This window comes from Synechococcus sp. MU1655, assembly GCF_023630655.1.
Classification (GTDB): domain Bacteria; phylum Cyanobacteriota; class Cyanobacteriia; order PCC-6307; family Cyanobiaceae; genus Synechococcus_C.
In genome coordinates this window covers 1-12,364 of record NZ_JAKUHK010000035.1, presented here as the reverse complement: position 1 = coordinate 12,364, position 12,364 = coordinate 1, and the positions used below count along the sequence as shown (strand labels likewise).

The following is a 12,364-nucleotide window of genomic DNA, read 5'->3' as shown; positions in this document are numbered from 1 at the left end:
ATCATCAGAACACCGAACCAACCGACATAAAGACGGTTGTTGGTGGAGGTGACCCACTCACAGAACTGCTGCCAGCCGTTAGCGCCGGAGCGCTGCTGGATGGTGGTAGTCATGAATACGGAAAAGAAGGTCTCGCAAGGAGACGGTTACGGAAGGGCAGGACGCCCTGCCGATCCAATTGTAAAGCAAGTTTGCGGTTTGTAACCACCCGTTCATGAAGCAATCCTGAAGTCGCGGGCCGGGCGTTGCAGCGGATGCAGTTGTTAGCGTCCGCAGATGAGCAACGCAGCGCCAATAACGACTTCAAGCGCAGCAGGCGAAAGGGTCCTGTTTGTGCGCTTGCCCTGTAATCCAATTTTCCCGATCGGTCCGATTTATCTGGCTGATCACTTGCACAAGTGTTTCCCGGACTTGCCTCAGCGCATTCTTGATCTGGCCGCCCTGCCTGTCTTGGACGTTGAGGGCGTTTTGCTCAACGTGGTGGATCAGTTCCGCCCCACGCTGCTGGTGTTTTCTTGGAGAGATATTCAGATTTATGCCCCTGTCGATGGCCGGGGTGGAAATCCGCTTCAAAACTCATTTGAAGTGTTTTACGCACGGAACCCCCTAAAGCGCGTCAAAGGTGCGTTGGGCGGACTGCGCTTAATGACCAGTCATTACGGCGAGCTGCATCGCAATCAGAAATTGGTGCGCCATGGCTTGAAAAGGGCGCGTCGCCATCATCCAGAGGCGCGAGCTGTTCTCGGAGGTGGCGCAGTCAGCGTCTTCTATGAACAGCTGGGCCGCTCCTTGCCCAAGGGCACGATCATCTCAATCGGTGAGGGTGAGCCACTTCTCGAAAAGCTCCTCGCCCAACAACCGTTAGATGGAGAACGTTGTTTTGTTGTGGGAGAGGCTCCTCGCCCGGGCTTAATCCATGAGCAACCTGAAAGCAGGCCAAAGACAGCATGTGATTACAACTACATCTCTTCGATCTGGCCACAGCTGGATTGGTACTTAGAGGGTGGTGACTTTTACGTGGGTGTTCAGACCAAGCGAGGTTGCCCGCATAACTGTTGTTATTGCGTTTACACCGTTGTGGAAGGCAAGCAGGTGCGGGTGAATCCTGTGCAGGAAGTCGTTGCTGAGATGCGGCAGCTTTACGACCGAGGCGTGCGTGGTTTTTGGTTCACAGATGCTCAGTTCATCCCAGCTCGCAAATACATCGAGGATGCAAAAGAGCTGTTGCGTGCGATCAAGGCTGAAGGCCTAACGGGGATCCGTTGGGCGGCCTACATCCGAGCCGACAACTTGGATCCTGAGTTGGCTCAGTTGATGGTTGAGACAGGTATGAGTTATTTCGAAATCGGGATTACCTCAGGATCCCAGGAGCTCGTGCGCAAGATGCGGATGGGGTACAACCTGCGCACTGTGTTGGACAGCTGCCGGATGCTGGCCGAGGCGGGCTTCCGTGATCATGTGTCGGTGAATTACTCCTTCAACGTCATTGATGAAAGGCCTGAAACGATTCGGCAAACCGTGGCGTATCACCGTGAACTAGAGAGGATTTTTGGAGAGGACCTGGTCGAGCCAGCCATCTTCTTTATCGGTTTACAGCCCCACACGCATCTTGAGCAGTACGGCTTCGATCAGGGACTGATCAAGCCTGGCTACAACCCGATGAGCATGATGCCTTGGACGGCACGCAAACTCCTCTGGAATCCTGAGCCGATGGGCAGCACCTTTGGTCGGGTTTGCCTTGAAGCGTTTGATCGCGATCCCAGTCGTTTTGGCAAAACGGTGATGGAACTTCTGGAACGCGACTACGGCATAGCTTCAATCGAGCAAGCCCTGCGTGCACCAGTTGAAGGCCGCAAGGCCTTGGCGAGGGCGACCCGCTAGCTCAACGCCACCAACGTCGACGTACCAGGATTAATCCCGCCAGGCCGGCCCAGCCCAGCAGCCCTCCGATTGGGTTGGGATTGCTCCCGCCTGGACCCAAAAGCCAAGCGGGGCCTGCCGCCGGCACGCTGATCAGGCCGGCTTGCAGGGCAAACCAGCCCCCGACGAGTCCGCCGTGGAGTCCAACCGACCCCCAGAGCGCACCTTGATCAGCCCGCCGTTGCAGCGCTAGGGCTAGCCCCAAAAGAGCCAGCCCTATCAGCAGACCGATGGCTTCGATCGCGGGCAACTGATACCAGGGATGCACCAGAGCAAAGATGGCGGCCTGCAATCCAATGGCCCGTTGACGGCCTCCAAGCAGCTCCAATTCACCCCAGAGCCAACCACGAAAGAGCAACTCCTCAGCGAATCCCGCCCCCAGCAGCAGGGCGATGGCATTGAGAAGTTGTCCGGCCGTAACTTGACCCTGCCATTGGCTCAGGCCGCTGAGCAGTAGGACTGCAACCACGCCAAAAAGCAGCGCAGCGGCCTTGAGGAGTCCGCGAAAGAAGGCGCGTAAGCCCGCAGCTGCAGGGACGACAATCCCCAGTTGTTGCCAGGGATGCTCGACACCCCAGGTCCGGCGCAAGCGCCAGGGGAGGGTGAATAGCAGCAGCAGCAGCGCCACCACCACTCCGGCCAGGTTTACCTGGTCCGGGCGCCATTGAGGGAAGAGCACCGCTAGCGGTCGTGCGCTCAGCCAACCCACCCCGTAAAGCACTGGTACATAAAAGAGCGTTCCCCACCAGTGCAACCTCGATCTGGGGGGGGGCTGCATCACTCTTCTGGTTCGATGGTGCTGGTCAGTCCCTTGTTCTTCAGGGTTTCGCAATAGAACTCAGCGGGTTCAATGTCGCAAACGATCACGAGACCGACCCCCGTGTTGTGGGTTTCCAGCATCACGGCCATTGCATCCTGTTCACTGAGCTGGGGAACCACCTGCTGAAGGGTGACAACGACGTACTCCATGCTGTTGACAGGGTCGTTGTGAAGCAAAACCTTGTAGCGGGGCGATGTCTTGCGCACCCGCTCGGTCTGCTTATCAAGAACCGCAGTCCCACCGGGGCTACGGCTGGGTGTGTCCACCATTGCGACTGAATCCCATTAATCCCAATCTAGGAGTGATCAGGTCAAAGGTTGCGAATGCGGGCCATGGCTTCGTCGACATTGCGACGGCTGTTGAAAGCGGATAAGCGGAAATAGCCTTCTCCTGCAGCACCGAAGCCACTACCTGGAGTTCCCACCACGTTGGCCTTCTGAAGGAGGTGATCGAAAAAGCTCCAGGAGTCCATGCCTGAAGGTGTTTTTAGCCATACATAAGGGGCGTGCTCTCCTCCATGCACTTCGATGCCTGCAGCGCTGAGCTCGCGCCGGATGATGGAGGCGTTCTCCATGTAGAAGCTCACGAGCGCCTTCACTTCCTGTTTCCCTGCTTCGGAGTACACCGCTTCTGCGCCACGCTGAATGATGTAGCTCACACCGTTGAACTTGGTGCTCTGACGACGGTTCCAAAGCCCCCAAAGCTCCACGTCTGAACCATCGTCAGCTTTGCCCTTCAGCCCTTTTGGGACGACGGTTAAGGCGCAGCGCGTGCCTGTGAATCCTGCGTTTTTGGAAAAGGAGCGGAATTCGATCGCACAGTCGCGAGCGCCCTCGATCTCATAAATGGAGTGGGGCAGCTCGGGATCCTGAATGAAGGCTTCATAAGCGGCATCAAAAAGGATTAAGGCCTTGTTGGCACAGGCGTAGTCCACCCATGCTTTCAGTTGCGCCTTCGTGGCGACAGCACCGGTTGGGTTGTTGGGATAACAGAGATAAATCAGGTCAACAGGTTCACTGGGAATCTGCGCTGCAAACCCGTTATCGGCGCTAATCGGCAGGTAAGTGAGGCCGCCGTAACGACCGTCATCACCAGCCTCGCCTGTGCGGCCAGCCATCACATTGCTGTCGACATAGACCGGATACACCGGATCGGTGACTGCAATGCGATTGCCGCTCCCAAGGATGTCGAGAATATTGCTGCTATCGCATTTGGAGCCATCCGAGACAAAGATCTCCTCTGCGCTGATCTCACAGCCCCTGGCTTGGAAGTCATCGCGGGCAATCGCTTCGCGAAGCCAGGCATAGCCCTGTTCAGGTCCGTAGCCGTGGAATCCTTCTGCTGTCCCCATCTCGTCGATGGCTGATTTCATGGCGTCCCGACAGGCCAGAGGCAGCGGCTCTGTCACGTCTCCGATGCCAAGACGAATCAGCTGGGCCTCAGGGTTGGCGCTACTGAAGGCCTTCACCCTGCGGCCAATCTCCGGGAACAGATAACCCGCTTTGAGTTTCAGGTAATTGCCGTTGACCTTGACCACGAATGACTGGGGTTGCTGCGGGCATCCTGCTACATACGATGAAAGAAGCAGGGCCTGGTGGTCGTGATTGTCGCCCCGTCCCACACGAAACAGGATCCTGATCCCCACGCTGTCGTGGCGTTTGATCAGCTTGTGGATGCCTCAATCAACCGCCCCGCCCGCTACATGGGGTACGAGTTGGGGGTGGAGCCGCGGGATTGGGAAGCGGCGCGGGTGCGCTGGGCTCTCACCTATCCAGAGATTTACGAGGTGGGTTCCAGCAACCTCGGTCACATCATTCTCTATTCCATTCTCAACGCTGTTCCTGGTCAGCTGTGTGATCGGGCTTACCTTCCTGCGGCTGATCTCTCCGAGAGGCTGAAAGAGCGGAATCAAGCCTTGTTTGCCGTGGAGAGCCGGAGGCCGCTCCCAGCCTTCGACATCCTGGGCTTCAGCCTCAGTTACGAGCTGGGTGCGACCAATATTCTCGCCATGTTGGATTTGGCGAAGGTGCCCCTCTATGCGGCCGATCGAGGTGACTTGCCCCTCTCTCACCCTGAGTCTCCCCCTTTGATTTTTGCTGGTGGTCCCACCGCGACCAGCAACCCTGAGCCGTACGCCGCTTTTTTCGACTTCATTGCTTTAGGTGACGGGGAGGAGCTTCTCCCCGAGATTGGATTGGTGGTGGCAGAAGCCAAAGCTGCCGGCTTGTCCCGAACGGATTTACTCCGTGATCTGGCTTTTGTTCCAGGGGTGTATGTGCCGTCCCTCTATGGACCTGATCAGCAAGGGATCAGCGTGGAGCCGCGGGAGCCGGGTCTCCCGGCCCGCCTGCTGAGGCGTGTTGCAACGCCCATGCCCCATTACGCGATGGGACTTGTTCCCCATGTGGAGACGGTGCATGACCGATTAACCGTGGAAATTCGGCGTGGCTGCACCCGAGGCTGTCGTTTTTGCCAACCGGGAATGCTCACCAGGCCCGCAAGAGACGTGGAGCCCGAGGCCGTGATTGAGGCGATTGAAACGGGAATGCAGAGAACGGGCTACAGCGACTTTTCATTGCTGTCGTTGAGCTGCAGCGATTACCTGGCGTTACCTGCGGTGGGGGTTGAGCTTCGGAATCGTCTTGCCGATCGCAACGTCACGCTTCAGTTGCCCAGTCAGCGGGTGGACCGTTTCGATGACGACATCGCGCATATCCTCGGGGGCTCGCGCCAGTCGGGCCTGACGTTTGCTCCGGAAGCCGGCACCCAACGGCTGAGAGACATCGTGAACAAAGGCCTGACGGATACAGACCTTGTGGATGGAATCCGCACGGCAATGCAGAACGGGTACCGGAAGGTGAAGCTCTATTTCATGATCGGGCTGCCGGGTGAGACCGATGCCGATGTGCTCGGCATTGCCGAGACCTGTCGGATGTTGCTCGATCGCTGCCGCGATTTGGGTCGCCTCAATCTCAATATCACCATCAGTAATTTCACCCCGAAACCGCACACGCCTTTTCAGTGGCACAGCGTTTCGACTGTGGAGTTTTTAAGGCGTCAGCAGTTGCTGAGGGAAGCCGGGAAGCGACTCCGCGGTGTGCGCTTCAACTTCACGGATGTGAGGCTTTCGGCGATGGAGGACTTCGTCGGTCGCGGAGACAGAAGCCTGGCGCCTGTCATTGAAGCGGCATGGCGGGCGGGTGCTGGGATGGATGCATGGTTCGAGTCCCTCGACCGCACCTATGAGGCGTGGACGGGCGCGATTGCAGCGGCAGGCCTTGAGGGCCGCTATCGGGCCCTTGAACTCGGCGGCTGGGGACGCGCTAATGCGCTTAGCGAGGAGGGCTTGGATGCGTTTTGTTCCCAGCCTTTGCCGTGGGATCACATCGATACCGGGATTGATAAGCGCTGGTTGGCAGAAGATCTCAAGCGAGCGCTTGACGCTGCTGTGGTTCCGGATTGTTCGTTTGAGGGATGCAGCAGTTGTGGGGTCTGTGGCCCGGACCTAGGCCACAACGTGGTGATTCCTTCCCCTGAGATCCCTGTTCAGAAGCCAAGGCAAGCTCCACCGAGCGATCGGGTGTGCCGGATCAGGTTTCGCTTCAGCAAAACGGGCGCGATGGCCCTGCTCAGCCATCTCGATTTGGTGCGCTTGTTTGAGCGTGCGCTTCGACGCGCTGAATTGCCGGTGAGTTTCACCGGTGGCTTTCACCCCCTTCCCCGTCTTCAGCTCGCCTTGGCGTTGCCGTTAGGCGTGCAAGGGGAGGGGGAATGGCTGGATTTGGAATTCATTGAACAGGTTGAGGCGCTTCAGGTTTTGAAGCGTTGGCAACAGACCCTCCCTCCAGGCCTTCTGCTGATCGAGGCCTATGAAGTGCCAGTGTCTGGTCCGAGCCTCTCGCAGCAATTGGAGGCAGCCCGATGGAGCTTTGAGCTGAAACCTCAAGCAGGCGACCCTTCGCTTTCTTTGGATCAGTGGAAGCAGGCGGTGGACGATTTGTTGGCGCGAGACACGCTTGTTTGGGACGACACCGATAAAAAAGGACGTCCTCGTCAGCGCGATTGCAGACCTGCTTTGGAGACGCTTGAGATGGTTGCTCCGATTGAGGGAGCAGCGGTGACTGGTGAACCGGTAGAGGGGGTGAGACTTGAGTTCTTCGCTCAGATCGATCACCAAGGCCGAAGCCTCAAGCCCGCACAGCTCAAGCACTGGTTGTCTGAAGCCTTGATGCAGTCTTTACATCTTCACAATGTTCGTCGCCTCGAACTACGGCTTGTGCGGTGCTAAATTCACTACAAGACGTCAAGCCACGGGCCTGCGCCACGGTTTCGTCCCGACCTTCTTGCTCCCACACCCTGCGGAAAAAGAGGCCAGAGCCTCCTGTTTCAAACAACGCCCAGGCGTTGCAGTCGAGCTCCAAATCAGAGGAGTTACTCACTCCGAATACTTAGACCAAATCGGTCACTTGAATTCTTCCAACCCCGTGCGACATGCCGGCTGGCTGTTGATCGGGCTCCAATCCTGACGGGCGTCGTCAGTCATTGTTTATGCCCCAACAAATTGTTATCGCTGAGCAACTGCGCATTGCCGCAGTTCTCACAGATGAGCGCGTTGATGAATTAATTGTTGCCCAAGGGCGTTATCAGATCGGTGATGTCTATTTGGGCACCGTTGAAAATGTTCTCCCAGGGATTGATGCGGCTTTTGTCAACATTGGTGAAAGCGAAAAAAATGGCTTCATACATGTCACTGACTTAGGCCCTTTGCGCCTTAAAAAAGGTGCCGCTGGAATTACAGAACTGCTGGAACCACGCCAAAAGGTGCTGGTTCAGGTGATGAAGGAGCCCACGGGCACCAAAGGACCTCGCTTGACAGGCAATCTGGCGCTGCCAGGTCGTTATCTCGTGCTGCAACCGAGCGGTCAGGGGGTCAATATCTCCCGGCGCATTGGTTCAGAAGGAGAGCGGAACCGGTTGCGTGCTCTTGGTGTGTTGGTGAAGCCCCCAGGTGCGGGACTGTTGATTCGTACCGAAGCCGATGGAATCAGCGAAGAATTGCTGATTGACGATCTCGAATCGCTTTTACGTCAGTGGGAGGCCATTCAAAAAGCTGCTGAGACGGCTGCCCCACCGGTGCTTCTCAATCGCGATGAGGACTTTATTCATCGCATTCTTCGCGATCACACCGGTTTGGATTTGGAGCGTGTGGTGGTGGAGTCTCCCTCTGGTGTGGAGCGGGTGCGCTCTTTCCTTGGAGAGGAAGGCGGTCACGTCGCGGTGGAGGCCCATCCCGAGCCCTCTGAGTTGCTTGAGCACTACAAAGTGAATGGGGCCATTCGTGATGCCCTCAAGCCAAGGGTGGACCTCCCCTCCGGTGGCTACGTGATCATCGAGCCCACCGAGGCCCTCACGGTGATTGATGTCAACTCTGGGTCGTTCACCCGCTCTGCGAATGCCAGGGAAACGGTGCTCTGGACCAATTGTGAGGCGGCCATTGAGATCGCGCGGCAGTTGCGTCTGCGCAACATCGGTGGGGTGATCATCGTCGACTTCATCGACATGGATTCCCGCCGTGATCAGTTGCAGTTGCTGGAGCATTTCACCAGCGCGATTCGTGATGATTCCGCTCGCCCTCAAATTGCGCAGCTCACGGAACTCGGTCTTGTGGAGTTGACGCGTAAGCGTCAGGGCCAAAATATTTATGAGCTGTTCGGGCGAGCCTGCCCCAGCTGCGGAGGGCTTGGCCACGTTGCAGTGCTTCCAGGTAAGGATCTGATGGAGCCTCTCGCCACGGCCACAGGGCTGGTGCGTTCCGCAGCTTCAGCCCGTGCTGAAGTTCCTGCGTCTGGCGAGGCCTCGAATGGCCGCCGTCGTCGCGGTGGTCGAGGGAAGGTTGCGGCGGCTTCTGGTTCTCCCGACAGCAGCGATGCGCCCTTGGAAGAGGGGGAGGTTGCAAGCACATCGACGTCTGCTGCCATTGAGCCTGCAAGCGTGAGTCGACGTCAGGACCCTGAATTGGTTGCGGTTCCTATGGATGAAGATGAAGAGCAGGTCTATGGATGGCTTGGTCTGAATCCAGCCTTACTGCTGGATAGTCAGCCGGAGCTGGACAACTTGATGGTGCGCGTTGTTCGTCCAGGCGAAGACGCAGAGCAGGTGCTCGAGCAGGCTCGACAGCAAATGTCGGCTAACTCGGGTCGCCGCCGTCGCCGTGGCCCGAGGGGAAATGGTCGTGGCCCAGGCTCTGGTCCTGGTCGTCCCGCTGCGTCAGGTAGCGGAGATGATTCAGCACCCACGACCGTCGCCCCTCCCTTAGAGCCAGACAACCCTTCACAGCCGTTGCTTGTGGAGATCACCCCATTGATTGAGACCCCACTCCCGGTGATCTCACCCGAGCCTGAAGCTGTTTCCGTCTCTGACGCTGTCTCCGTTTCAATCTCTGAACCGGTCGCTAGTTCTGAGCCAGAAGTCACTGCTGAGTCTGCTGACACCTCGGAAGCAAGGCCTGGTCGCCGTCGTCGTCGCTCGTCTGCAGCGACGTCTGATAACGACTAGAGAGCCGTGTCAGATCCGAGGCTTAACAGCGATGGCCTTGGTATCGCTGGGGTGGATGAAGTGGGTCGTGGCTGCTTGTTTGGGCCCGTCTTTGCGGCGGCCGTTGTGTTGAGCGATCAAGCCGCAGTGCATTTGCAAGCGGCTGGTCTCACCGATAGCAAAGCGTTATCACCGAGTCGACGAGCTGCACTGGTCCCTCTGATTGAGGCTCATGCTCATGCTTGGGGGTTGGGTCAAAGCTCTGCGCGGGCGATTGATCACTACGGCATTCGCAGCGCGACTGAGCAGGCCATGGTCTGTGCTCTTCAGCGCTTGCCCAGCGCCCCCGAGCTGGTCTTGGTGGATGGAGTGCTCCCTTTGCGTTTGTGGGAGGGCTCTCAACGCACCATCGTGCGCGGGGACAGCAGCCAGGCTGCGATCGCCGCTGCGAGTGTGTTGGCCAAAGAGGCGCGTGACGCTTTGATTCGGCGGCTTTCCATTCGCTTTCCGGGTTATGGACTTGAACGACATGCCGGATATGGAACCGCTCAACATCGGGCAGCTCTACTGAGCTCTGGCCCGACCCCCCTGCACCGACACTCGTTCTTGAGGAAGCTATTCGCCACCGTGTAGGGCGGACTCACTGGCTGGAGTGGTATCCCAATCTTTGGCCCAGGACTCAAAATCAGCAACCAACTGACGACCGACTCGGCCTTTGATTGTGAGGAGAATTCCATTCAGGATGGACTCCCCGGTGTTCTCCAAGACTCGCTTGGGGATCAGGCGTAGCAGGGGTGGCTGGCTGACTTCCACGCTAAGCATTGCCTCCCCTTGCAGTCCCGTTGGAGTTGCCTCAAGCAAGGCTTCAAGGCTCAGTTGAAAGTCATCTACCAGCCCCAATCCCTCCAGGTCTGCATCGAGAGCACGAATACGCAGTCGTCCGCTCACTTCATCAACTTCTAGCGACACCACTGGCTTTACATGCAGTTGGAAGACATTCAGCGTTGTCACGGTGTAGCGGTAGCGCCCCTGTTCCAGGGCTGTGAGCTGGCTGGGGTCGAGCAATGCTTTGACAACGCGGTCGTGCTCATGCAAATAAGCGCGCAGACGTTCTGACTCATCTGCGATGGGTAGATCGAGATGCTGACTGGCTCGAAAGGCCAGGGGCATGATCGTGTCCTGACGCGGCATGATCCTATCGATCGATGTGTGTCTTGATCCGATGCCGATGCGTGTGGCTTTTCTCGGGCCGGAGGGGACCTATGGGGAGCGGGCTGCTCGCAGCCTCATGAGACTTGAGGCGATCGAGAAACCAGAGCTGGTGGCTTGTTTGGGGCTTCGTTCTGTGGTGGAACATGTTGCCGATGGTCGCTGCGAATCGGCCGTGGTGCCTGTGGAGAACTCCGTTGAAGGTGGGGTCACGGCAATCCTTGACGCTCTCTGGTCTTATTCGAACTTGAGAATTCGTCGCGCTGTCGTTCTACCGATTCGTCATGCGCTTCTGAGTAGCGGGTCTCTGGACGGCATTTCGGAAGTCTTATCCCATCCTCAGGCTCTTGCCCAATGCAGTGGCTGGTTGGCGCGTCATCTACCGCAGGCCGTGCAACTTCCTGCCAGCTCCACCGCTGAAGCGGCCAGGATGGTGCGAGGCAGTCACTTCAGAGCAGCCATTGCTGATCGCTCGTTAGCGGGGCAGCAGGGACTCCAGGAGTTGGCCTATCCAGTGAATGATGTCCCTGGGAACCGCACCCGCTTCCTGTTGCTTCAGAACGGTGAGGTGAGTTGCGAGGGTGATGTTGCCAGTCTTGCTTTTTCACTCCATCAAAACGCTCCTGGGGCCTTGATTGAGGCTTTGGAAGCGATCGCCCAACTCGGACTCAACATGAGCCGGATTGAATCGCGTCCTTCAAAGCGTGAGCTTGGTGAGTACGTGTTTTTTGTGGATGTGGAGTTGCCGGGGCAGCAAACGGCAGCTTTGCTCAAACGGCTCACCATCAGCCTCAAGCCGCTGTGTGAACACCTTCTCCACTTCGGGGCTTATCCAAGTTCAGTGCTGGAGTGATTTCAGCAGTGTTGTCTCACCAACGTGATCTCAATGGTGATCAGTTTTAAACACTCCAAACTGCATCATCCCTCGTGCAAAAGCCCAGCGCATTAACAGCAGTGTTGGTGTTTCACGGAGGCCCTGCAGGACGGCCTTTGGACCAAGACGGAGAATCGCATTGGGCCTGCGGATGCCCTCAAGGATCGATTCATTCCAAGAGGGCAACGTGGCGTCTGTCCAATCATCGGTACTGATCGTGCCGCGACGATGAGGGCTGCTTTCAAGGTTCTGGCGAAAGCCTCGGATGCTGGCGAATTCGGGATGCGCCCATTGCGTGAGTAATTGGTGCATCACCCAGCGTTCGCGCCGATCAAGGGCACCATCAACAGGATCGCGACGGTTCCAGTCGGCAACGGCCAGACGACCGCCAGGTTTCAGGACTCGCAGGAGTTCGTCGGCAAACCGCTGTTTGTCGGGCATATGAGGGCCGGCTTCGACAGTCCAAACGGCGTCAAAGCTTTGATCCTCAAGTTGGAGGCTGAGGGCATCCATCACTGCGAAGCGACAGGACAAGGTGTTGGGTGTTAGGTGGGTAGCCCTGTTCACCTGAGCTGGGCTGATGCTGATCCCCAATACATCCAAACCGTAGTCACGGGAAAGGATCCTGGCGCTTCCTCCGATACCGCAACCCACGTCTAAGACCCGGGATCCTGGCGGTAATTGATCGAAGCCACTCCAGCGGACCAATTCATGAACAAAGTCGGCTTTGGCCTGCCTGAAATCTCGAGGCTGAGGTGGGGAACCGTAGTGCCCTAGATGGACGTGCTCACCCCAAAGGGATTCCAGTAATTGGTCTTCGGTCCAGGCGTCGTACGCGGCAGCAACGCTTTCACTGGAGTGATAAGCGCGATTGCGACGATTCCAAAGTTGGTAGATGCCAAATAAAAGCAGTAAACCCGCTGCTGTTGTGATGAGAACAGTCGTTGAAGGCATTAACCGTTGCTCGGATCTGTCTTTGACAGCGTGTCGCGTAAAACGGTGCGAGC

10 protein-coding genes and 1 pseudogene are annotated in these 12,364 nt (G+C 57.5%); 5 read left to right on the top strand and 6 right to left on the bottom strand.

Annotated elements, in window-relative coordinates:
• Positions 1-113 (bottom strand): annotated as a pseudogene (locus NCN04_RS03175) (photosystem II q(b) protein); the annotation flags it as partial.
• A gap of 163 nt (positions 114-276) precedes the next feature.
• Here NCN04_RS03175 and NCN04_RS03170 point away from each other — a divergent pair.
• Positions 277-1,881: a photosystem II high light acclimation radical SAM protein gene (locus NCN04_RS03170; RefSeq protein ID WP_250395162.1), complete on the top strand. Its 1,605-nt coding sequence runs from the start codon at positions 277-279 to the stop codon at positions 1,879-1,881.
• 1 nt (position 1,882) lies between these two features.
• Here NCN04_RS03170 and NCN04_RS03165 read toward each other — a convergent pair whose 3' ends face one another.
• The 3 genes from NCN04_RS03165 to NCN04_RS03155 are packed head-to-tail and all read right to left on the bottom strand — an operon-like array spanning position 1,883 to position 4,277.
• On the bottom strand, positions 1,883-2,698 hold the full coding sequence (locus NCN04_RS03165) for a CPBP family intramembrane glutamic endopeptidase (protein WP_250395161.1): 816 nt from the start codon (positions 2,696-2,698) through the stop codon (positions 1,883-1,885).
• Positions 2,698-3,009, bottom strand: coding sequence for an ATP-dependent Clp protease adapter ClpS (gene clpS / locus NCN04_RS03160; RefSeq protein WP_250395160.1), 312 nt, complete (start codon positions 3,007-3,009; stop codon positions 2,698-2,700). Before clpS ends, NCN04_RS03165 begins: the two co-directional genes overlap by 1 nt.
• 41 nt (positions 3,010-3,050) lie before the next feature.
• A complete protein-coding gene (locus tag NCN04_RS03155) occupies positions 3,051-4,277 on the bottom strand; it encodes an LL-diaminopimelate aminotransferase (protein ID WP_250395159.1) in 1,227 nt (408 codons plus the stop codon).
• 165 nt (positions 4,278-4,442) lie between these two features.
• Here NCN04_RS03155 and NCN04_RS03150 point away from each other — a divergent pair, with 165 nt between their 5' ends.
• From NCN04_RS03150 to NCN04_RS03140, 3 genes are all read left to right on the top strand, one after another.
• Entirely contained in the window at positions 4,443-7,028 is a 2,586-nt protein-coding gene (locus NCN04_RS03150) for a TIGR03960 family B12-binding radical SAM protein (RefSeq protein ID WP_250395163.1), read from the top strand.
• 260 nt (positions 7,029-7,288) lie between these two features.
• Complete coding sequence (locus NCN04_RS03145) at positions 7,289-9,295, top strand: Rne/Rng family ribonuclease (protein WP_250395158.1); 2,007 nt, start codon at positions 7,289-7,291, stop codon at positions 9,293-9,295.
• Positions 9,296-9,301: 6 nt separating this feature from the next.
• Positions 9,302-9,907, top strand: coding sequence for a ribonuclease HII (locus NCN04_RS03140; protein WP_250395157.1), 606 nt, complete (start codon positions 9,302-9,304; stop codon positions 9,905-9,907).
• On the opposite strand, the gene NCN04_RS03135 is transcribed toward NCN04_RS03140, so the two are convergent.
• Positions 9,890-10,465 carry a DUF1997 domain-containing protein gene (locus NCN04_RS03135; RefSeq protein WP_048347866.1) on the bottom strand — a complete coding sequence of 192 codons (576 nt, stop codon included), beginning with the start codon at positions 10,463-10,465 and terminating at the stop codon, positions 9,890-9,892. The two genes, NCN04_RS03140 and NCN04_RS03135, sit on opposite strands and share 18 nt — an antisense overlap.
• Positions 10,466-10,496: 31 nt before the next feature.
• Here NCN04_RS03135 and pheA point away from each other — a divergent pair, with 31 nt between their 5' ends.
• Positions 10,497-11,336, top strand: a complete 840-nt coding sequence (gene pheA, locus NCN04_RS03130; RefSeq protein ID WP_048348456.1) for a prephenate dehydratase — start codon at positions 10,497-10,499, stop codon at positions 11,334-11,336.
• Positions 11,337-11,366: 30 nt separating this feature from the next.
• On the opposite strand, the gene NCN04_RS03125 is transcribed toward pheA, so the two are convergent.
• Positions 11,367-12,311 (bottom strand): methyltransferase domain-containing protein, encoded by a 945-nt coding sequence (locus NCN04_RS03125; protein ID WP_250395156.1) that lies wholly within the window; start codon positions 12,309-12,311, stop codon positions 11,367-11,369.
• Positions 12,312-12,364: the final 53 nt, after the last annotated feature.